This window comes from Allobosea sp. 10N428 (assembly GCF_056394545.1).
The window spans coordinates 505147-523284 of record NZ_JBFTIC010000003.1 but is presented as its reverse complement, the minus strand read 5'-3'; the positions used below and the strand labels follow the sequence as shown (position 1 = coordinate 523284).

20 protein-coding genes and 1 pseudogene are annotated in these 18138 nt (G+C 65.9%); 9 read left to right on the top strand and 12 right to left on the bottom strand.

The genetic code is table 11. The features are described 5' to 3' along the window. Nucleotides 1–109 precede the first annotated feature (109 nt). Nucleotides 110–439 carry an NIPSNAP family protein gene (locus AC1DDA_RS12755; protein WP_441512122.1) on the bottom strand — a complete coding sequence of 110 codons (330 nt, stop codon included), beginning with the start codon at nt 437–439 and terminating at the stop codon, nt 110–112. Between the two features lie 27 nt (nt 440–466). Further along, nucleotides 467–1675, bottom strand: coding sequence for a glutamine-hydrolyzing carbamoyl-phosphate synthase small subunit (gene carA / locus AC1DDA_RS12750; RefSeq protein ID WP_476796009.1), 1209 nt, complete (start codon nt 1673–1675; stop codon nt 467–469). A gap of 155 nt (nt 1676–1830) precedes the next feature. Here carA and AC1DDA_RS12745 point away from each other — a divergent pair, with 155 nt between their 5' ends. From AC1DDA_RS12745 to AC1DDA_RS12720, 6 genes and pseudogenes are all read left to right on the top strand, one after another. Then, nucleotides 1831–2292 carry a GatB/YqeY domain-containing protein gene (locus AC1DDA_RS12745; RefSeq protein WP_441512124.1) on the top strand — a complete coding sequence of 154 codons (462 nt, stop codon included), beginning with the start codon at nt 1831–1833 and terminating at the stop codon, nt 2290–2292. Between the two features lie 219 nt (nt 2293–2511). Next, nucleotides 2512–4401, top strand: coding sequence for a DNA primase (gene dnaG / locus AC1DDA_RS12740; protein WP_441512125.1), 1890 nt, complete (start codon nt 2512–2514; stop codon nt 4399–4401). Nucleotides 4402–4599: 198 nt separating this feature from the next. After that, the gene (gene rpoD / locus AC1DDA_RS12735; protein ID WP_441512126.1) at nt 4600–6612 is read left to right on the top strand and encodes an RNA polymerase sigma factor RpoD; all 2013 of its coding nucleotides are present in this window, start codon (nt 4600–4602) and stop codon (nt 6610–6612) included. 208 nt (nt 6613–6820) lie between these two features. Continuing rightward, the gene (locus AC1DDA_RS12730) at nt 6821–7546 is read left to right on the top strand and encodes a class I SAM-dependent methyltransferase (protein ID WP_476796008.1); all 726 of its coding nucleotides are present in this window, start codon (nt 6821–6823) and stop codon (nt 7544–7546) included. A 91-nt stretch (nt 7547–7637) separates the two neighbouring features. Next, nucleotides 7638–8250: pseudogene (locus AC1DDA_RS12725) on the top strand (LysE family translocator). Between the two features lie 7 nt (nt 8251–8257). After that, entirely contained in the window at nt 8258–8683 is a 426-nt protein-coding gene (locus AC1DDA_RS12720; RefSeq protein WP_476796007.1) for a secondary thiamine-phosphate synthase enzyme YjbQ, read from the top strand. 6 nt (nt 8684–8689) lie between these two features. Here AC1DDA_RS12720 and AC1DDA_RS12715 read toward each other — a convergent pair whose 3' ends face one another. Beyond that, nucleotides 8690–8941, bottom strand: coding sequence for a DUF2798 domain-containing protein (locus AC1DDA_RS12715; RefSeq protein ID WP_441512130.1), 252 nt, complete (start codon nt 8939–8941; stop codon nt 8690–8692). Nucleotides 8942–9091: 150 nt separating this feature from the next. Further along, nucleotides 9092–9409: a hypothetical protein gene (locus AC1DDA_RS12710; RefSeq protein WP_441512131.1), complete on the bottom strand. Its 318-nt coding sequence runs from the start codon at nt 9407–9409 to the stop codon at nt 9092–9094. 205 nt (nt 9410–9614) lie between these two features. Here AC1DDA_RS12710 and AC1DDA_RS12705 point away from each other — a divergent pair, with 205 nt between their 5' ends. Next, nucleotides 9615–9902, top strand: a complete 288-nt coding sequence (locus AC1DDA_RS12705; protein WP_441512132.1) for an HlyU family transcriptional regulator — start codon at nt 9615–9617, stop codon at nt 9900–9902. Between the two features lie 38 nt (nt 9903–9940). Here the strand turns inward: AC1DDA_RS12705 and AC1DDA_RS12700 are convergent, their stop codons facing one another. Then, nucleotides 9941–10960: a 2-dehydropantoate 2-reductase gene (locus AC1DDA_RS12700; protein ID WP_476778978.1), complete on the bottom strand. Its 1020-nt coding sequence runs from the start codon at nt 10958–10960 to the stop codon at nt 9941–9943. 180 nt (nt 10961–11140) lie between these two features. On the opposite strand from AC1DDA_RS12700, the gene AC1DDA_RS12695 reads away from it, so the two are divergent. Further along, nucleotides 11141–12388: an MFS transporter gene (locus AC1DDA_RS12695; protein ID WP_476778979.1), complete on the top strand. Its 1248-nt coding sequence runs from the start codon at nt 11141–11143 to the stop codon at nt 12386–12388. A 142-nt stretch (nt 12389–12530) separates the two neighbouring features. On the opposite strand, the gene AC1DDA_RS12690 is transcribed toward AC1DDA_RS12695, so the two are convergent. Then, a complete protein-coding gene (locus AC1DDA_RS12690; RefSeq protein WP_476796006.1) occupies nt 12531–13376 on the bottom strand; it encodes an alpha/beta hydrolase in 846 nt (281 codons plus the stop codon). Nucleotides 13377–13520: 144 nt separating this feature from the next. On the opposite strand from AC1DDA_RS12690, the gene AC1DDA_RS12685 reads away from it, so the two are divergent. Beyond that, the gene (locus AC1DDA_RS12685; RefSeq protein ID WP_476796005.1) at nt 13521–13934 is read left to right on the top strand and encodes a DUF2177 family protein; all 414 of its coding nucleotides are present in this window, start codon (nt 13521–13523) and stop codon (nt 13932–13934) included. A 23-nt stretch (nt 13935–13957) separates the two neighbouring features. Here the strand turns inward: AC1DDA_RS12685 and AC1DDA_RS12680 are convergent, their stop codons facing one another. The 6 genes from AC1DDA_RS12680 to AC1DDA_RS12655 all read right to left on the bottom strand — a co-directional run bounded on the left by AC1DDA_RS12680 (nt 13958) and on the right by AC1DDA_RS12655 (nt 18080). Continuing rightward, nucleotides 13958–14980 carry an SAM-dependent methyltransferase gene (locus tag AC1DDA_RS12680; RefSeq protein WP_476796004.1) on the bottom strand — a complete coding sequence of 341 codons (1023 nt, stop codon included), beginning with the start codon at nt 14978–14980 and terminating at the stop codon, nt 13958–13960. Beyond that, nucleotides 14980–15780 (bottom strand): DUF1295 domain-containing protein, encoded by an 801-nt coding sequence (locus AC1DDA_RS12675; RefSeq protein ID WP_476778982.1) that lies wholly within the window; start codon nt 15778–15780, stop codon nt 14980–14982. Before AC1DDA_RS12675 ends, AC1DDA_RS12680 begins: the two co-directional genes overlap by 1 nt. Continuing rightward, nucleotides 15777–16403 (bottom strand): ChrR family anti-sigma-E factor, encoded by a 627-nt coding sequence (locus AC1DDA_RS12670; protein ID WP_476778983.1) that lies wholly within the window; start codon nt 16401–16403, stop codon nt 15777–15779. Before AC1DDA_RS12670 ends, AC1DDA_RS12675 begins: the two co-directional genes overlap by 4 nt. After that, nucleotides 16400–17020 (bottom strand): sigma-70 family RNA polymerase sigma factor, encoded by a 621-nt coding sequence (locus AC1DDA_RS12665; protein ID WP_476796003.1) that lies wholly within the window; start codon nt 17018–17020, stop codon nt 16400–16402. Before AC1DDA_RS12665 ends, AC1DDA_RS12670 begins: the two co-directional genes overlap by 4 nt. A 67-nt stretch (nt 17021–17087) precedes the next feature. Next, a complete protein-coding gene (locus tag AC1DDA_RS12660) occupies nt 17088–17456 on the bottom strand; it encodes a DUF2147 domain-containing protein (protein ID WP_476796002.1) in 369 nt (122 codons plus the stop codon). A 30-nt stretch (nt 17457–17486) separates the two neighbouring features. Beyond that, nucleotides 17487–18080 (bottom strand): hypothetical protein, encoded by a 594-nt coding sequence (locus tag AC1DDA_RS12655; protein ID WP_476796001.1) that lies wholly within the window; start codon nt 18078–18080, stop codon nt 17487–17489. Nucleotides 18081–18138: the final 58 nt, after the last annotated feature.

The following is an 18138-nucleotide window of genomic DNA, read 5'->3' as shown; positions in this document are numbered from 1 at the left end:
CGGTTGAACATGGGAATGCCACCGCCTCTATGAGGACGGGGCGTAATAGCCGTGAAGAAAGGTCAGCAGGCTGATCATGACGCGCTTAAAGCGTGCGGGTGCGGCGCTGTCAATCGAGCTTCGGCGAATAGGCGGTCGGCGTCAGCGTGCGGTCCTCGATCGCGCCGACCATGTCGCCATGCTCGATCTTGGTGGTGCGCTTGATCTCGCTCCATTCCGGATCGGCCATGAAGCTCGCCCAGGCCTTGGCCTTCGTCTCGATGTCCGGCCAGGCGAGGATGTAAGCGAACTCGGTGCGCCCGGCGCTGGCCGTCTCCCACATCGCCACGATCCTGAAGCCGTGGCGCGCCATGATGCGGGCGGCATGGTCACGGAAGCGGGCATGGAAGGCCGCCTTGTTGCGCTCGAAGATCTCGTAGATGCGCAACTGGTGGATCATGCCTGCCTCCTCTCGTCGCGGCGGCCGTCAGGCGGCCTTCTTGCCCTTTTCCGCCACCATCAATTCCACGAAGCGGTTGAAGAGATAGTGGCTGTCCTGCGGGCCGGGCGAGGCCTCCGGGTGGTGCTGGACGCTGAAGGCCGGGCGGTCGGTGAGCGCGATGCCGCTGTTCGAGCCGTCGAAGAGCGACACATGGGTCTCGACCGCATTGGCCGGCAGGCTCGCTGGATCGACGGCGAAGCCGTGGTTCATCGAGACGATCTCGACCTTGCCGGTGGTCTTGTCCTGCACCGGGTGGTTGGCGCCGTGATGGCCCTGCTTCATCTTCATCGTCTGGCCGCCGATGGCGAGCGCCATCATCTGGTGGCCGAGGCAGATGCCGAAAGTCGGGATCTTCCGGTCGAGCAGCTGCCTGATCACCGGCACGGCGTATTCGCCGGTCGCAGCCGGGTCGCCAGGGCCGTTCGAGAGGAAGATGCCATCGGGATTCAGCGCCAGGATGTCCTCGGCCGTCGCGGTCGAGGGCACCACGGTGACGTCGCAGCCGGCCTTCGCGAGCAGGCGCAGGATGTTGCGCTTCACGCCGTAGTCGATGGCGACGACCTTGAAGTCGCTGGTTTCGCGCTTGCCGTAGCCGGCGGGCCAGACCCAGGGCGTCTCGTCCCAGTCGTAGCGCTGGGCGGCGGTGACGAGCGGGACAAGGTCGAGGCCGGCCATGGAGGGCAGCTCCGCCGCCTGCTTCTTCAGCCGGTCGATGTCGAAGACGCCATCCGGGCTGTGGGCGAGGATGGCGTTGGGCATGCCGTTGTCGCGGATCAGCGCGGTGAGGGCGCGGGTGTCGATACCGCAGATGCCGACGATGTTGCGGGCCTTGAGCCAGGCGTCGAAATGGCGGTTAGCGCGCCAGCTCGATGGTTCGGTGATGGCGGCGTGCAGCACGCAGCCGCGCACGCCGGAAGAGGCGGCGGCGTTCACCGTCTCGGTATCCTCCTCGTTCACGCCGACATTGCCGACATGCGGGAAGGTGAAGGTGATGATCTGTCCGGCATAGGACGGGTCCGTCAGGATTTCCTGATAGCCGGTCATCGCCGTGTTGAAGCAGACCTCGCCCGGCGCCTCGCCCACGGCGCCGAGGCCGAAGCCTTCCAGCACCGTGCCGTCGGCGAGCACGAGGAGCGCGGTCGCGCGCGGTTCGATCCAGCCGCTATCGGCGGGGTTTCCTTCGGAGGCGGTCATGTCTATGTCTCGGTCCAGGCCGCGCCAGCGGCAGAATGCGGAGGCGGGGCTGCAGAAATCCGCTCCGCCGATCTGGAACGCGAGCCATAAAGAGCCGGGCGCTGCCCGTCAATCAAGGCAGGCGCAGGCCGCACAAGAGAAAAAGGAACAACGAGATGACGAGCTTGCGCGAGCGCTTCACCGGCGACCTCAAGGAAGCGATGAAGGCCGGCGAGAAGGGCAGGGTCGGCGCGATCCGTCTGATCCAGGCGGCGCTGAAGGAAAAGGACATCGAGGCGCGCGGCGCCGGCAAGGGCGAGGCCACGGCTGACGAAATCCTCGGCGTCCTCCAGAAGATGATCAAGCAGCGCCAGGAATCGATCGCGATCTATGACGCCAACAACCGCCCCGAGCTCGCCGATGGCGAGCGCGCCGAGGTCGCGGTGATCTCCTCCTATCTGCCCAAGCAGATGTCGGACGAGGAGGTGAAGGCCGCGATCGACAAGGCCATCGCCGAGACCGCCGCGACCGCCGTCAAGGACATGGGCAAGGTCATCGCCGCCCTGCGCGCGGCCTATGCCGGCCAGATGGATTTCGGCAAGGTCAGCCCGATGGTGAAGGCCGCGCTCGGCGGCTGAGCCGGCGCGGCCGAAAAGCTCAGGCCGTCATGCTCGGGCTTGACCCGAGCATCTCGGAAACTCGCGCCCTCTGGTGATGAGATTCTCGGGTCGAAGCTGTGCTTCGCCCGAGAATGACGAGCCTGCTTGGACGCCCCCCCTTGTGGATATTCCCGACAAGCTCGGTCGAAGCCATGTTCGAGGTTGGCTTTCCGCCACGCAGAGGCCACATCAGGAAACATGAAATTCCCGCCCTCCGTCCTTGAGGAGATCAAGGCGCGGCTGCCGGTTTCGGCGGTCGTGGGCAAACGCGTGCGCCTCCAGAAGGCCGGACGCGAATGGAAGGGGCTTTCCCCCTTCAATGCCGAGAAGACGCCATCCTTCTTCGTCAACGACCAGAAGGCGTCGTTCTTCGATTTCTCCTCCGGCAAGAACGGCGACATCTTCAAGTTCGTGATGGAGACCGAGGGGCTCTCCTTCCCGGAAGCCGTCGAGAAGCTCGCCGCGGAAGCCGGCGTCATCCTGCCGAAGATCACGCACGAGGCGCAGGTCCAGGAAGAGAAGCGCAAGGGGCTGCACGAGGTCGTGGAGCTCGCGGCGCAGTTCTTCGAGGCCGAGCTCATGGGCGATCGCGGCGGCTCGGCTCGGCGCTATCTCGCGACGCGCGGCCTCGACGGCGAGGCGCGTACGCGCTTTCGCCTCGGCTACGGCCCGGTGGATCGCTTCGCACTGCGGGACCATCTTGCCGGCAAGGGCGTGCCAGCCGAGCTGATGATGGAGGCGGGGCTGCTCGTGCATGGCGAGGAGATCGCCGTGCCTTATGACCGCTTCCGCGACCGTGTGATGTTCCCGATCCACGATTCGCGCGGACGCGTCGTCGCCTTTGGCGGGCGGGCGATGAGCGCCGAGGTCGCGGCGAAATATCTGAACTCGCCGGAGACGCCGCTCTTCCACAAGGGCCATCTCCTGTTCAACCACCACAATGCCCGCAAGGCCGCCCACGACACCGGGCAGGTGATCGTGGTCGAGGGCTATGTCGACGTCATCGCCATGTCGCTTTCGGGGTTCCCGCAGACGGTGGCGCCGCTCGGCACGGCGCTGACCGAGGACCAACTCGGGTTGCTCTGGCGCATGGCCGACGAGCCGGTGATCTGCCTCGACGGTGACAAGGCCGGGCGCAAGGCGGCGAGCCGCGCCATCGATCTGGCGTTGCCTATGCTCGAACCGGGCAAGTCGCTCTCCTTCGCGCTGCTGCCGGACGGGCAGGACCCCGACGATCTCGCCCGCTCGGGCGGGCGGCAGGCGATCGCGGAGGTGGTTGCGGCGGCGCGTCCGCTGGTCGACATGCTCTGGCAACGCGAGGTCGAGGCCGGGCCGCTCGACACGCCGGAGCGCCGAGCCGCGTTCGAGCGCCGGCTGAAGGAGCCGCTCGGGCAGATCCGCGACGAGACCACGCGCAAGCACTATCGCCGCGAGATGGATGAGCGGCTGGCGCAGCTCTTCGCCAGCGCCGCCCCGGCCCGGCCGGAACGCGGCGGTGGGGCAAATTTTCAACGCGGTAAGGGCGCAGGGCGCGGCGGCTTCGGCCGGCAGGTGCCCCCTTGGCTCGCTGGACCGCTCAAGGCCTCGAGCGCGGTGACCCAGTCGCGGATGATGGCGAAGCTGCGCGGCGAGGATCAGCGCGAGGCCTTCATCCTGCTAGCGCTGGCGAGCCATCCCGATCTCATCCTGCGCTGCGCCGACGAAATTGCCGAGCTGTCGCTCGACGGTCCGGCCGCCGAACGCTTCCGTCAGGCGCTGCTCGATGCGGTGGAGGACAAGCTCGACCTGGAGATCCTGGCGAATCGGCTGGTACAGCCGCGTGTGCGGGAGGCCCGCAATCAACTCATGGCTGTCACCGGCCCCGCAGAGAGGCGCAAACTGGCACAAGATGCTGATCCTGAATCGGTTTTTGACTCGATTCATCAGGCCATCGTCTTGCATCATCGCGCGCGAACGCTAAATAGCGAGTTGAGAGCAGCCGAGCGCGCATTGGCTGACGACGCGACCGAAGCCAATTTCGCCTGGATCAAGGACGTGAAGGCCCGCCTCGAGACAATCGACGGCACCGAGGCCATGTCCGGAGATTGATAGCCCAGCGAATGGTGGACGCAGGTTCGATGCGCGCGGGGCTGCGGGGTGGTTCACGATTCGTCAACGACGTCTGGTGCCATCTGCGAATGGATTTGGGTGGGTGAGCGCGCCGGGCCTGCGGTCGCGCCGCCCTTTTATGCGTCGGTACATGACAGCTCTTGTCATCGCCGGCGCGCGAATGCGGAGCGCTGATTGATGGCGACGAAAGCGAGCGAACGGGAAAAGACCGATCAGGTCGCGCCCGACGCCCCCCCGACTACCGACGGCCCGTTGCTCGATCTGACCGATCAGGCCGTAAGACGCATGATCAAGCTCGCGAAGAAGCGCGGCTATGTGACCTATGACGAACTGAACGAAGTGCTGCCCTCGGAGGAGTTCTCTTCCGAGCAGATCGAGGACGTGCTCGGCCAGCTCAGCGAGCAGGGCATCAACGTCGTCGACAACGAGGATCCGGAAGCGGCCGGCGAGGAACGTGCCAACCGCAAGGATGCCGCCGGCAGCGACGACGACGAGGCCGAGGGCGGCGATCTGGTCGATGCCTCGCGCCCGGCGCTTCCGGCCGAAACCAAGCGTAATCTCGAGCCGACCGAGCGCACCGACGATCCGGTGCGCATGTATCTGCGCGAGATGGGCTCGGTGGAGCTTCTCTCTCGCGAGGGCGAGATCGCCATCGCCAAGCGCATCGAGGCGGGCCGCGAGGCGATGATCGCCGGGCTCTGCGAGAGCCCGCTGACCTTCCAGGCCATCATCATCTGGCGCGACGAACTCGTCGACGGCAAGGTGCTGCTGCGCGACATCATCGATCTCGAAGCGACCTATGCCGGCCCGGACGGCAAGAACCCGGCCGTGTCCGGCGAGGAGGAGGGCGAGGAAGGCGAGCAGGCCGAGGCCGCCGAGGGCGAAGCTCCGCCCGAAATGGACGACGACGACATCGAGAACAACGTGTCGCTTTCGGCCATGGAAGCCGAGATCAAGCCGCGCGTGCTCGAGACGTTCAACGCCATCGCCGACGACTACAAGAAGCTGCGCCGCCTGCAGGACCAGGACATCGCCAACCGGCTGGAGAACACCAAGCTCTCGCCGTCGCAGGACCGCAAATACAAGAAGCTCAAGGACGACATCATCACCGCGGTGAAGTCGCTCTCGCTCAACAACAACCGCATCGAGGCGCTGGTCGAGCAGCTCTACGACATCAACAAGCGCCTGATCGGCCATGAGACGCGCCTGCTGCGCCTCGCCGAGAGCTATGGCGTCGGCCGCGAGGACTTCCTCAAGCAGCATGTCGGCGGCGAGCTCGACCCGAAATGGGTGCTGCGCGTTTCCAAGCTGGGCTCGCGCGGCTGGAAGGAATTCGTCGGGTCGGAGCTGGAGCGGATCAAGCAACTGCGCGAGGAGGTGCACACGCTCGCCTCCGAGACCGGCCTGGAGATCCAGGAATTCCGCAAGATCGTGCTGATGGTCCAGAAGGGCGAGCGCGAGGCCCGGCAGGCGAAGAAGGAGATGATCGAGGCGAATCTGCGTCTCGTGATCTCGATCGCCAAGAAGTACACGAACCGCGGCCTGCAGTTCCTCGACCTGATCCAGGAAGGCAATATCGGCCTGATGAAGGCGGTCGACAAGTTCGAGTACCGCCGGGGCTACAAGTTCTCGACCTATGCGACATGGTGGATCCGGCAGGCGATCACCCGCTCGATCGCCGACCAGGCCCGCACGATCCGCATCCCCGTCCACATGATCGAGACGATCAACAAGATCGTGCGGACCTCGCGCCAGATGCTGCACGAGATCGGCCGCGAGCCGACCCCGGAGGAATTGGCCGAGAAGCTGGCCATGCCGCTGGAGAAGGTGCGCAAGGTCCTGAAGATCGCCAAGGAGCCGATCTCTCTGGAAACGCCGATCGGCGACGAGGAGGATTCGCATCTCGGCGACTTCATCGAGGACAAGAACGCGATCCTGCCGATCGACGCGGCGATCCAGAGCAATCTGCGCGAGACGACGACGCGCGTGCTGGCCTCGCTCACCCCGCGCGAGGAGCGCGTGCTGCGCATGCGCTTCGGCATCGGCATGAACACCGACCACACCCTCGAAGAGGTCGGCCAGCAGTTCAGCGTCACCCGCGAGCGCATCCGCCAGATCGAGGCGAAGGCGCTCCGGAAGCTGAAGCATCCGAGCCGGAGCCGGAAGCTCCGGAGCTTCCTGGACAATTGAGCGAAACGAAAGGGCGCCGTGGCGCCCTTTTTCTTTCCCTCGAAGCCTGCCCGGCTTGTTGAACGTCGGGGCGGGATGCGACCGAGTTCCTGCTGTGGCGCCGCTGGTATTGCGCCGGGAATGCGTTCGGCCGGCTTCCGCAAGGCGAAGGTTACGCTCGCCAAGCGCACCCGTCTGTGGTCTTGTGCCGTAAGGGCAGGAGCATGCGATGGCGTTTTCATTGGAGCGATACAAGGCGGCGACCGAAGGTTTTTCCGCGCCGGGCAAGACGAACAGATTTGGAATCGACCTCGGTGGCGTCGGTCATTTCGGCTATTATGCGGCACGGCGCGCCTGGGGCAGCCTCTTCCAGAAGCGACTGGCCGACGCCTCCGACGCGACCAATCCGCTTTTCGCGGTACCGGCTGCGCTGTCGGACGATCATGTTTCCGCATCTCGGCTGTTCGCAAACCGGCACGCGATGATCGCCAGCCTGGACAAGGATCTGGTCTGGGCGGAGGTCGGCACCTGGGAAGGGACTTTCGCGCGCGACATCCTGGCGACATGCGCACCGCGCGAACTGCATCTTTTCGATCTCGACTTCGCCCGGACCGTCGAGAAGGGATACATCCGCGAGAGCGATACCGTCCGCTTTCACAAGGGCGCTTCGGCGGAGATGCTCGCCGGTTTTCCGGACGCTTATTTCGATGTCATCTATATCGACGGAGATCATGCCCTGATCGGCGTCTGCCGGGACGCTGACGTCGCCCTGCGCAAGATCAAGCCGAATGGCGCTCTCATCTTCAACGACTACATCGCCTTCTCGCATCTCGAACTCTTTCCCTATGGGACGGTGCCCGTCGTGAATTCGCTCTGCCATGACCATGGCTGGGGTCTCGCAGGCTTTGCGCTGCACCCGAAGATGTATTGCGATGTGATGCTGCGCCGCCGCTGAGCAGGTTGCGGCCGAGGTTCCGAGGGCGCGGCACTTTGCTTCGACGCAAGCAGAACTCATTGATCGGTGCACCGGCTCGGAGGCGCGCCTCATGTCCCCAGAATTCCTCCTCACCTCACTGATCATCGTCGCTTCGCCGGGAACGGGCGCGCTCTACACTATCGCCGCCGGCCTCACGCGCGGCAGCCAAGCGAGCGTGCTCGCCGCCTTCGCTTGCACGATCGGGATCGTGCCGCATCTGATCGCGGCGATGATGGGCATCGCGGCGCTGCTGCATGCCAGCGCGCTCGCCTTCGCAATCGTGAAATATGCCGGCGTCGCGTATCTGCTCTACATGGCCTGGCAGACGCTCAGGGAGCATGGGGCGCTCAAGGTCGAGACCAAGGCGGATGCGCGCTCGGCCTGGCTCGTGCTGCGGGAGGGGGCTGGCCATCAACCTGCTCAACCCCAAGCTCTCGATCTTCTTCGTCGCCTTCCTGCCGCAGTTCGTCGCGGCGGATGAAGCCAGTCCGATGGCGCGGATGCTGGAACTCTCGGCCGTGTTCATGGCGATGACCTTCATCGTCTTCGCGCTCTACGGGCTCTTCGCGGCTGCGATGCGCGACAAGGTCATCGGCCGCCCGGCGGTGATGGCGTGGCTGCGCCGCAGCTTCGCAGCCGCCTTCGTCGCGCTCGGCGCCAAGCTTGCTCTCACCGAGCGATGAAACGGCGATGTCGCGCCAGACAATCCTGACGATCGATACGCGCGGACCGGGGCTTTACGAGTTCACCGACCGCGCCGTCGCCTTCGTGCGTGCGGGCGGGGAGACGAGCGGCTTGCTGACGCTGTTCGTGCGACATACCTCTTGCTCCTTGCTGATACAGGAAAATGCCGATCCCGATGTGCAGCGGGATCTCGACGCGTTTTTTCGCCGGCTGGTGCCATCCGCGGATGATCCGGCGATGGATTATCTCGTCCATCGCGCGGAGGGGCCCGACGACATGCCCGCCCATATCAAGGCGGCGCTGACCCCGGTTTCCCTCTCGGTTCCGGTGATGGGCGGGCGCCTCGCGCTCGGAACCTGGCAGGGGATCTATCTCTTCGAGCACCGGGCGAGGCCGCATCGGCGCGAGGTCGCGCTGCACCTCGGCGCCTAGCAGCGTTCAAGCCGGCGGGGCGACGACCAGCGCGACGAGGCGCCGGACCACAGGCAACACCAGCAGCAGGGTCGGGAAGGCGACGATCCAGGAAAGGGCCCAGGAGCCGGGCCAGGTCTGCAGGAATTCGGCCGTCGGGCCCAGCGCCTTCAGCGTCGAGATGCCGGAGACGACGAAGGTCATCAGCACGGATAGGAAGAACGGCATCGCCACCCCGGCGTAGCGGGCGGGCAGGCGGCGGAAGACAGGGCGAGGCATAGGTCAGGCTTTCGCAAGTGGCAGGCCGTTCGGATGCATCCGATGCGGCCATGGGCCGGCTGGACGCGTTGCCTGACGTGAGACGCTTACGAACGGGAACGGAGCCCGATGATGGCTCCATAGTCGATTGCCGGGATCGTGCCAAGCCGTCTACCGCGCCACGAATATGTCTGGGCTGGGCAGGGGCTCCCAGGCTTCGCCGGCGCCGACGAGGCAGCTGACGCCGGCGGGCGTGGTGGCGAGCAAGGTCCAGGTGCTGGCGGGGCCGACATAGAGCTCGAACAGGACGCCGCTATCGGTCAGGCCACTCCCGACCATGCGCTCGCCGAAAGTCTCGCGGAGTTTCTCGGCAACATGGGCGCGTTCGGCACAGGGCGTCTCGTGCGGCGCAGCCTTCTGGGCGAGGGCGCTGGGCGAAAACGCCACCCCCGCCAATCCAGCGATCATCAGGACCTTGATCAACGTCATGGCCACCTCCTGTCCGGAAGCGGCCGCCCGGGCGGCACGACGACGGCAAGTCTTGCGACCGCCCAGAACAGATTGGATGTGGGAAGTTCCGTACGGTCGTTCAAGCGCTTGAAGCAGCGAGACGCGCCGCTTTCGGCATGCCGAAACAGTGCTCCCCTTGGCGCGGCTCCTGTCCTATATCAGCGGCAAGCAATCCGGAGGTGCCATGTCTTTCTTCAAAACACTGTTCGGCGGTCGCAAGCCCGCGGAGGAGAAGCCGGCCGGCCCGGTCAAGAGCATCGAGCACAACGGTTTCACCATTCATGCGACGCCCTATCAGGAGGGCGGCCAGTACCAGCTTTGCGGCGTCATCGAGAAGGTGATCGACGGCGAGACGAAGAGCCATCGCTTCATCCGCGCCGACCGCTTCCCGGGACAGGCCGAAGCCGCAGACTTCACCCTGGTGAAGGGCCAGCAGATCGTCGACATGGAAGGCGAGCGCATCTTCCGCTGAGCATCGGCGCGGGTGCCGTCGAAGCCGCCCAAAGCGCGCTATTTGCCGGGGAGCCGCCGCAGCGCTCCCAAAAGCTGGTCTGCGGTCCATGAGGTCCGCAGACTCTGGGCTTCGGCGTCATGGACGAGTTCGCAAAGCCGGGCATTGACGGGGGCGGCGCGTCGGAGGCTTGCCGCGAGCCGGACCACCTCGCCATTGATCCAGTCGATCTCGGTCGGGCGGCCGGCCGCGAGGTCTTCGGCCATCGAGGAGCGCGCGCTCGGATCGATGGCGAGCATGCGCCGCGCCAGCACGCCGAAGACGAAATTCGGCAATTCGAGCAGGGCCGGGATCCACCGCGCGGGCAATGGAGTGAGCCGCGCCGGCGCGATGCCCGCCTTGCCGAGAAGAGACAGCGCCTCGCGCTGCGCTTTGGCCAGGCAGCGTCGATAGCCGCGTTGCGACAGTTCCTGCTTCAACGGGAGGTTTGCGAGCGCATTGACGGCGTTGTTGAGGTTGAGGAGCAGCTTGGCCCACTGGACGGAGCGCATGTCGACCGGCCGCGTGAGCGCCAGCCGGGCCCGGTCGAAGATCGCGAGGCGTTTATCGGCGTCGCCGCCGGCCTGCACATAGAGGTTTCCTTCCGAGGCCTGGTGGAACCTGCCAGGTCCCTTGGAGACGACATTGAACGGCACCATGCCGTCGAGAACGGTGCGATCATCCAGGAGGTCGCGCAACAGGGCGCCGTTGCCTAGGCCGTTCTGGAAGCTGACGATGGCGGCCGCAGGAGGCAGCACCTCCGCCAGATCGCGAGCGGCCACGGCCGTGCCGCCCGATTTGACGGTGACGAGAACGAGATCGGCGCCCGAAGCCATCGCGGCATCCGAGCCGAAGACGATCGAAGCGGGCGGTACATGCCAGGCGCGGCCGTCGTAATGCGAGATGCTCAGGCCCTCGCGCGCCAGCACCTCGCCCATGACGGGGCGCCCGACGAAGCGGACATCGCTGCCTGTGGCGAGGAGGCGCCCGCCGATATAGCAGCCGATCAGCCCGGCGCCGTAGATGCAGATCCTCGTCATGTCGCGCGCTCCAGCCGTTCCGGTGTCCCGTCAAAGCGGAGAGGCGTCAAGCGCTCTCGGCAAGGCGATCCTGCTGCGGTCGCGCGGCGGCCCTGCCCCCGGTGCGCTTGTCCGGGACGTCCCAGTCGCTAAAGCTGCCGGGAGAAGAGCCATCTCCAAACAGGTGGCCGCCGAGGAAACATGTCCCAGCCTGCCGACCGTTATCAGCCCGATTCTCCCTATGCCTGGCTGCGCCTTGCCGTTGCGCTGGTGATCGGCACCGTCGCCTGCGTCGGCTCCTGGTCGGTCGTGGTGGTGCTGCCGGCGATGCAGGGCGAGTTCGAGACGCTGCGCGCGGGCGCCTCGCTGCCCTATACCTTCGCCATGCTCGGCTTCGGCGCCGGCAACATAGTCATGGGCCGGGTCGCGGACCGCTATGGCATCACGGTGCCGATCATCGCCGGGGCTCTGCTGCTGGCCGCCGGCTACACCGCGGCGGGGCTGTCGCATTCGCTCTGGCAGTTCGCGCTGGCGCATGGGCTGCTGATCGGGATGGGCAGCGCGGCAGGCTTCTCGCCGCTGATCTCCGACCTCTCGCACTGGTTCCGCCGCCATCGCGGGCTTGCCGTGGTCTGCGGTGCCTCGGGCAGCTATCTCGCCGGCGTGGTCTGGCCGCAGGTCATCACCTGGGGGCTGGCCCATCACGGCTGGCGCGCCACCCATTTCGGCATCGCCGTCGTGGCGCTGGTGGTGATGCTGCCGCTGGCCCCGTTCTTCCGCCGTCAGCCCACGGCCGCCACGCTCGCAGCCGCTGAGGCGCATAGCGCCGGGGCGCGCGGCGATCTCGGCCTCAGCGCCAACCAGCTCCAGCTCCTGCTCTGCGTCGCCGGTTTCGCCTGCTGTGTCGCGATGGCGATGCCGCAGGTGCATATCGTCGCCTATTGCGGCGACCTCGGATACGGCGTCGCCCGCGGCGCCGAGATGCTGTCGCTGATGATGCTGCTCGGCATCATCAGCCGCGTCGGCTCGGGCTTCGTCGCCGACAGGATCGGCGGGGTGGCGACGCTGGCGCTGGGATCTTTGATGCAGGGCGTCGCGCTCTTCCTCTATCTCTGGTTCGACGGGCTGACCTCGCTCTATGTCGTCAGCGGCATCTTCGGCCTGTTCCAAGGCGGCATCGTGCCGATGTACGCGGTCGTCATTCGCGAATACCTGCCGGCCAAGCAGGCCGGCGTGCGGATCGGCCTCGTGATGTCGGCGACGGTGCTCGGCATGGCGGTCGGCGGCTATTTGTCGGGCGTGATCTTCGACTATTTCAGCTCCTACCGGATGGCCTTCCTCAACGGCCTTGCCTGGAACCTCGTCAATCTAAGCGTGGTCTGCTGGCTGATGCTGCGGTCGCGGCGCCCTGCGCCGCCGGCTCAACTGGTCGGCGAGGCGGGGCGGTAGGTGCCCAAGCACCAGACGTGGCCTTCCGGGTCCTTGCAGATGAAGGGTATTGCGACGGGGCGCGCTCAAGCTGGTGGCGCATCCGCTGCCGGCAAAATGCCAAAGTGCGAAAGTGGGAACGGCTCGCGGGGGCCAGAATGCGTCACGTCGCGTTGAGAAAGGCGACGAGATCGTCGAGAACCGGCGCCTGCCATTGCAACAACCGAGCGATGGATGTCGCCGTTCCCGCGTGGCCGAGCCCTGGATAGATCTTGAGCGACACCGATTTGGCGCCGGCTCTTCTGAGCGCCTGCGCGAGGCGCTCGCTGTTGCGCGGCAGGACCGTCGTATCTTCAGAGCCCGTCGCCAGAAGGATCGGCGGGGCGTCGCGCCGGGCAAAGTTCACCGGCTGTGTCTGGGCCAGGTCGTGGGCGTTGCCGAACGCCTGCTTCGTGACGTCGATGTCGAGCGGGAGAAAGTCATAGGGGCCCGAGAGGCCGACGGTGGAACGGATCGCGCTCGCATGAAGCCCGGCGGCGGCAAGGTAGCGCTTGTCCAAGGTCAGCATCATCGCGTTATACGCGCCGGCGGAATGCCCAATCAGATGTATCGCCTGGGACGCACCGCCGAAGCTGGCGATATTGTCGCGCACAAAGCGTAGCGCCAGCGCGCCGTCCTCGATGAAGGCCGGAAAGCGGACCTCCGGGACCAGGCGATAGTCAGCAATCACGGTGACGAAACCGCGCGAGGAGAGGGCGTCTCCGACGAAGGCATAGGTCTCCTTGTCTCCGCTGGCCCATGAACCACCGTAAACGAAGAAGGCGACCGGCCTCGGAGCCGCTCCGGCACCGCGCGGCACATAGATGTCGATGCGCTGCCGAGGATGCGAGCCATAGGCGACGTCGCGCTTGCCCTCGGCCAAGCCGCCAGGCCGGAGGGCTGCGCAGCCCGGAAGAGGCGCAACAGCGAGTATCGGAATGATAGCGCGGCGGGAAATCTCGGTCGTCATGTCGCCATCGGCCGGAGGAGCATGCGAAATCATACGCCTCGCGTGCCGCGATGGATCTGTTCGCCGGATGGCGCAGAGGCCGGACTCGATACTGAACCGCTTCGGCATTCCCGGCGTATCTTCCACACAACCCGGGAGGTCATCATGCGCTTCGTTGCCGGTTACATCGCCTTCCTCGTCGCGTTCGGAATCAGCGATGCCATCTGGCTGGGCACGATGACCGCTGTGCTCTATAGGCCCGCACTCGGCGACGTGATCGTCGAGCAGGTGCGATACTGGCCGGCTGCTCTGTTCTATTTCGGCTTCCCGCTCGGCGTGATCTATTTCGCGCTGATGCCCGCGCTGCGGGATGGGAGCGCAAGCAATGCGTTGCTGAATGGCGCGCTCATCGGTTTGCTCGCCTATGCGACCTACGACCTGACGAACTACGCCACCTTGCGGCCCTGGACTCTGACGATCACGCTCGCCGACATCGTCTATGGCACGGTCGTCGTCGGTCTGTGCACATGGATCGCCTATGGCGTCGTCCGCCGTGCGGCCGACTGGGGCTGGGTTTAGCCGTCCCTTACCGGCCAATCCCCTCAGGTAGCGCGCAGTCTGTAGTGATGGACACCCCAGACATCGCCGCTCGCATGGCCGAACAGCCCGCTCGTTGCCAGAAAGAACAGGCGCCAACGCCGGCGCCACAGCGGCGCTTCCGCACCGTAGACTTGTCGCAGGATGGGATCGATCATCGGCAGGTTGCGATCGAAATTCGCCAGCCAGTCTTCGGCGGTCGCCCGGTAGTGTTCGCCGCTCCAGCGCCACTCGTCCTCGACGTCGAAGAGATCTGGGAACTGGTGCGCGAGCGCGGCACTCGGCATCAGGCCGCCGGTGAAGAAATGCTGGGCGATCCAGTCGCCCGCGTCGGCGGCATCGAAGCGGTAGCAGCCCTGCCTGTGAGCGAAGACATGGATGAACAGCCGGCCTTCCGGCTTCAGCCAGCCGCGAATCCGCCCGAGAAGCGCGCGCCAGTTCGCCATGTGCTCGAACATCTCGACCGAGACGACGCGATCGAAACGCTGCTGCGACGCGAAGTCGTTCATGTCCGCGGTGACGACGCGCAGATTTCCAAGATGGCGGCGCCGCGCCTGCTCCTCGATATAGGCACGTTGCGAGGTCGAATTGGAGACCGAGACGATCCGCGCCTTCGGATAGCGTTCCGCCATCCACAGGGACAGAGAGCCCCAGCCACAGCCAAGCTCGAGGATGTCCTGCCTATCGGCGAGATCGGCATGCTCCGCCGTGAGTTGCAGGGCCGTCTCTTCCGCTGCCGCAAGCGTGTCGCCAGGGTCGGCGTAGTAGCAGCAGGAGTATTTGCGCCGAGGGCCCAGGACCAGATCGAAGAAGGCGGCAGGCAGCTCGTAGTGCTGGGCGTTGGCGGCGTCGGTATGGACGGCGATGGGGATCGTCGCCATCGCGCGGGCGAAGGCCGCGGCGTCGGCCGATTGCGCGGCGAGCGACCGATCGGTGCGCCCGACCAACGACGCGATCACCATGCGGCTGACGGCATCGGGCACGGGCAGCCCTTCGCCCCAGGTCGAGAGCCTTTGCATGATCGTCATCACGTCGCTCCTTTCGGCGGCAGCGGGATCAGGGCGCTGGTGCGATGCTGGTATGCGCGATAGGCGTCGCCGTGCTTGGCGAGCATGTGCTCTTCCAGTGGCGGGATGCCGGAGATGCGGGTGAGCAGCACAGTGATGCAGGCCGGTGCCAGCAAGGCGAGCCAGCCCCAGGGATAGCCGGCTCCGGGAGCGATCACCGCATAGGAACACCAGAGAAGGCATTCGAAGAAATAATTGGGATGCCGCGACCAGCCCCACAGGCCACGCTCGCAGACCCCGCCCTTTCCCGAACGAGCGAAAGCGCGCAACTGCGCGTCCGCGAGGGCGCCGCCCGCCAGGCCGGCGACGAACACGGCCAACCCTGCGAGATCGCGCGAGCCCAGCGAAGGCGCGGGATTATGGGCCGCCAGGACGATCCCCAGCGCCAGCGGGATGCTGACCAGCGCCTGCATCTGGAGCAGCCGGACCATCCGAGGCGCCGCCTCGGTGCCCCAATCGCGCTTGAGCTTGGCATAGCGCGGGTCTTCGGCGATGCCGCTCGTGCGGTGTGCGATATGCATGCCGAGGCGCAGCGCCCAAGCGAGAGCGAGGCCGGCCACCAGCAATCTCCGCGACATCGGGCCTGTTCCGAAAGGCAGCAGCGCGGCAACGATGCCCGTGGTGCCCAGCCCAAAAGTCCAGACCACGTCGATCCAGCCGGAATTGCCGGTCCGGCGCTCGATCGACGCGGCCAGCGACATGAAGGCGGACATCGCCAGGGCCGTGAACACCGCAGCTCCGGCGAAGGAGGCGATCGTCACAGCCGCACCAGCGGCTGCAGCAAGCGCCCGAGCCAGCCCTGGAACAGCACGTTGCCGGTCATGGCGACGATGCAGGTGCAGCCTTCGACGGGATCGACGCGCGGGGTGTGGTCATGCTCGGAATCCGCTTCGTCGAAATCGCCGGACGCATAGCGTCCGTATTCGTGCTCATAGGCACCGGAGAGGATCGTGGTCCATTCGAGGCCGCTATGTTTGTGATGGGGCAAAGCGATGCCCGGCCCGGCGCGCAGCATGAAGACACGGGCCTCGGCGCCGGGAACCTCGACGCGCCGCATGGCGATGCGGATGCCGATCGGGCGCCAGGGACCGAGGCCGTAAGGGCGCAGCACCTGCGGCATCCCGGTCTCGGGCGTCGGGGTGGCCGCAACCGATACCGGAATTTCCCCTGCCGCGGTGCCCGCATCGCGTGGGCCGGACGCCATCGCGACGGGCTCCGCGGCATCCAGCAGCGCGCCCTGCACGGCCTGAAGTTCCCGCAGCCGTTGCCGGCTCTTCCGATCCGCCTCGATATGACAGGCGACGACCAGTGCGAAGCCTTCGTCGAGCTGCCCTGCGGCGAATGCGGCGAGCGTCTCGTCGGATGGGCGATGCATGATGCTCATCGCAGATCCTCCAGCCGGCCGCGCAGATGCGACAGTGCCAGACGTAGCCGCGATTTCACTGTGCCGAGCGGGATGGCGAGGCGGCGGGCAACATCCTGATGGCTGAAGCCTTCAAGGAAGGCGAGTTCGACCACGCGATACTGATCGGTCGAGAGCTGCGTCATCGCTGCCCGTACGCGCGCGTCACGTTCGGCGCCGGAGAGCGTCGCATCGGGCATTTCGGGGGAGTCTTCATCCAGAATCTCGTACACTTGCGACAGTCGCGAACGGGTTTCCCGGCGGGCGATATCGATGCGCAGATTGCGCGCGATCGTCGCGATCCAGGTCGAGGCGCTCGCCTTCTCGGGGTCGAACAGCGCCGCCTTGCGCCAGACGGCGAGCAGCGTTTCCTGCGCGACCTCCTCGGCGAGCTCGGCCGGGGTTCCCCCGCGCATCAGCAATCCCTTCACCCGCGGCGCGAAATGATCGAACAGCGCTGCAAAGGCCGCCCGGTCGCCCGAGCGCGCAATAGCGGCAATCAATATGTTGGGGTCGAACAAGACGACGAACCGACCTCCTTGCGCGATAGCTCCCGCCTTGCGCATGCCATCGACAGTCAGGGCGAGTGCGGGAACCATATGCGAAATACGTGGGCGTCGCCGCACCGGATCACCCGCCCGCCTTCGGCGGTGACATCATCCACCGTCACTCGACGGCCTTCCAGTTCACGTCACGGCAGATCAGGCGCCCCACGATGCAGCCGCGCGTGGTGAGCGCGCCGGCCGTCGCCGTGATCGTCATCGAATAACTCCAGTCGCGCTTGGGGTCATAGGCGTTTCCCGAGAACGTTCCGTCGGGCTGACGCGCAAGCGTCATGATGAGCTTGTCGCCAGCCGCCTCGCCCTTGCTGGTGTCGCCGATCCAGAGGTTGGTGGCGCAAATCTTGTCGCCGCAAGGCGCGATGCGCACGCGCGCATTGCCGTCGTCGCGTAGCCACGTTCCATCGAGATCGGCGGCGGCCGCGCCAGCAGCCGAAAACGAAACCAGCGCGAGAGCGAGCAGCAGACGCCTCATGGCGGTTGTCCTTTCAGCGAATGACTTCGTCTACGCTCCACGGTCGCGGTCGGTTTCATCGGGGCGCGAAATTGTGTGAAGGCGTGTGGCGAAGAGCCATCCGATCAGCACGGTCAGGGATGCGGCGCTCAGAAAATTCAGGCGCTGCAAAGCTTCGTATTCGCTCGGTTGGTAGCGGTGCAGCGGCGCGCCCAGCAGCGCCGTCGGCAGCAGATAGGTGACGAAGGCGAGCGCAACGAAGCCCAATGCGAAGGCGCGCTCCGAGCGATGAAACAGCATGAGCGCGAGCATCAGGCAGGGAAACAGGAAGACTTCGACGCCGGAGCCTGGGCCGAAGGCGACGCGACAGAGCAATGTGTTGCCGATGCCGGCGAGGAGAAGCAGCGCCCGCCCGGCCAAAGGGCTGCGCCGCATGGCGATCGGTACGGCTACGAAAAACGGCGTCGACAGGAAGGTGACATAGGACGGCGTGGCGACGGGCGAGACCGCCCAGTGGAGATAGAACGGATAGAAGGGTTGGTTGGAGACGACCACGATCGCGACTGTATTGGCGATCGCAGCCCGCGGATCGGGATCGGCTGAATAGGCGCCGATCGCCGCGACCAAGCGCTTCACTCGGCTCATCGGCATTATCGAACCCTCGCGGAATGTTCCGACCTTTCTTCGCTTACGAGCGAGACCC

Excerpts from the sequence above, each read along its gene's own strand:
- AC1DDA_RS12755 (WP_441512122.1), bottom strand. The coding sequence starts at position 439 with ATGATCCACCAGTTGCGCATCTACGAGATCTTCGAGCGCAACAAGGCG.
- carA (WP_476796009.1), bottom strand. The coding sequence starts at position 1,675 with ATGACCGCCTCCGAAGGAAACCCCGCCGATAGCGGCTGGATCGAACCG.
- AC1DDA_RS12745 (WP_441512124.1), top strand. The coding sequence starts at position 1,831 with ATGACGAGCTTGCGCGAGCGCTTCACCGGCGACCTCAAGGAAGCGATG.
- dnaG (WP_441512125.1), top strand. The coding sequence starts at position 2,512 with ATGAAATTCCCGCCCTCCGTCCTTGAGGAGATCAAGGCGCGGCTGCCG.
- rpoD (WP_441512126.1), top strand. The coding sequence starts at position 4,600 with ATGGCGACGAAAGCGAGCGAACGGGAAAAGACCGATCAGGTCGCGCCC.
- AC1DDA_RS12730 (WP_476796008.1), top strand. The coding sequence starts at position 6,821 with ATGGCGTTTTCATTGGAGCGATACAAGGCGGCGACCGAAGGTTTTTCC.
- AC1DDA_RS12720 (WP_476796007.1), top strand. The coding sequence starts at position 8,258 with ATGTCGCGCCAGACAATCCTGACGATCGATACGCGCGGACCGGGGCTT.
- AC1DDA_RS12715 (WP_441512130.1), bottom strand. The coding sequence starts at position 8,941 with ATGCCTCGCCCTGTCTTCCGCCGCCTGCCCGCCCGCTACGCCGGGGTG.
- AC1DDA_RS12710 (WP_441512131.1), bottom strand. The coding sequence starts at position 9,409 with ATGACGTTGATCAAGGTCCTGATGATCGCTGGATTGGCGGGGGTGGCG.
- AC1DDA_RS12705 (WP_441512132.1), top strand. The coding sequence starts at position 9,615 with ATGTCTTTCTTCAAAACACTGTTCGGCGGTCGCAAGCCCGCGGAGGAG.
- AC1DDA_RS12700 (WP_476778978.1), bottom strand. The coding sequence starts at position 10,960 with ATGACGAGGATCTGCATCTACGGCGCCGGGCTGATCGGCTGCTATATC.
- AC1DDA_RS12695 (WP_476778979.1), top strand. The coding sequence starts at position 11,141 with ATGTCCCAGCCTGCCGACCGTTATCAGCCCGATTCTCCCTATGCCTGG.
- AC1DDA_RS12690 (WP_476796006.1), bottom strand. The coding sequence starts at position 13,376 with ATGACGACCGAGATTTCCCGCCGCGCTATCATTCCGATACTCGCTGTT.
- AC1DDA_RS12685 (WP_476796005.1), top strand. The coding sequence starts at position 13,521 with ATGCGCTTCGTTGCCGGTTACATCGCCTTCCTCGTCGCGTTCGGAATC.
- AC1DDA_RS12680 (WP_476796004.1), bottom strand. The coding sequence starts at position 14,980 with ATGACGATCATGCAAAGGCTCTCGACCTGGGGCGAAGGGCTGCCCGTG.
- AC1DDA_RS12670 (WP_476778983.1), bottom strand. The coding sequence starts at position 16,403 with ATGAGCATCATGCATCGCCCATCCGACGAGACGCTCGCCGCATTCGCC.
- AC1DDA_RS12665 (WP_476796003.1), bottom strand. The coding sequence starts at position 17,020 with ATGGTTCCCGCACTCGCCCTGACTGTCGATGGCATGCGCAAGGCGGGA.
- AC1DDA_RS12660 (WP_476796002.1), bottom strand. The coding sequence starts at position 17,456 with ATGAGGCGTCTGCTGCTCGCTCTCGCGCTGGTTTCGTTTTCGGCTGCT.
- AC1DDA_RS12655 (WP_476796001.1), bottom strand. The coding sequence starts at position 18,080 with ATGAGCCGAGTGAAGCGCTTGGTCGCGGCGATCGGCGCCTATTCAGCC.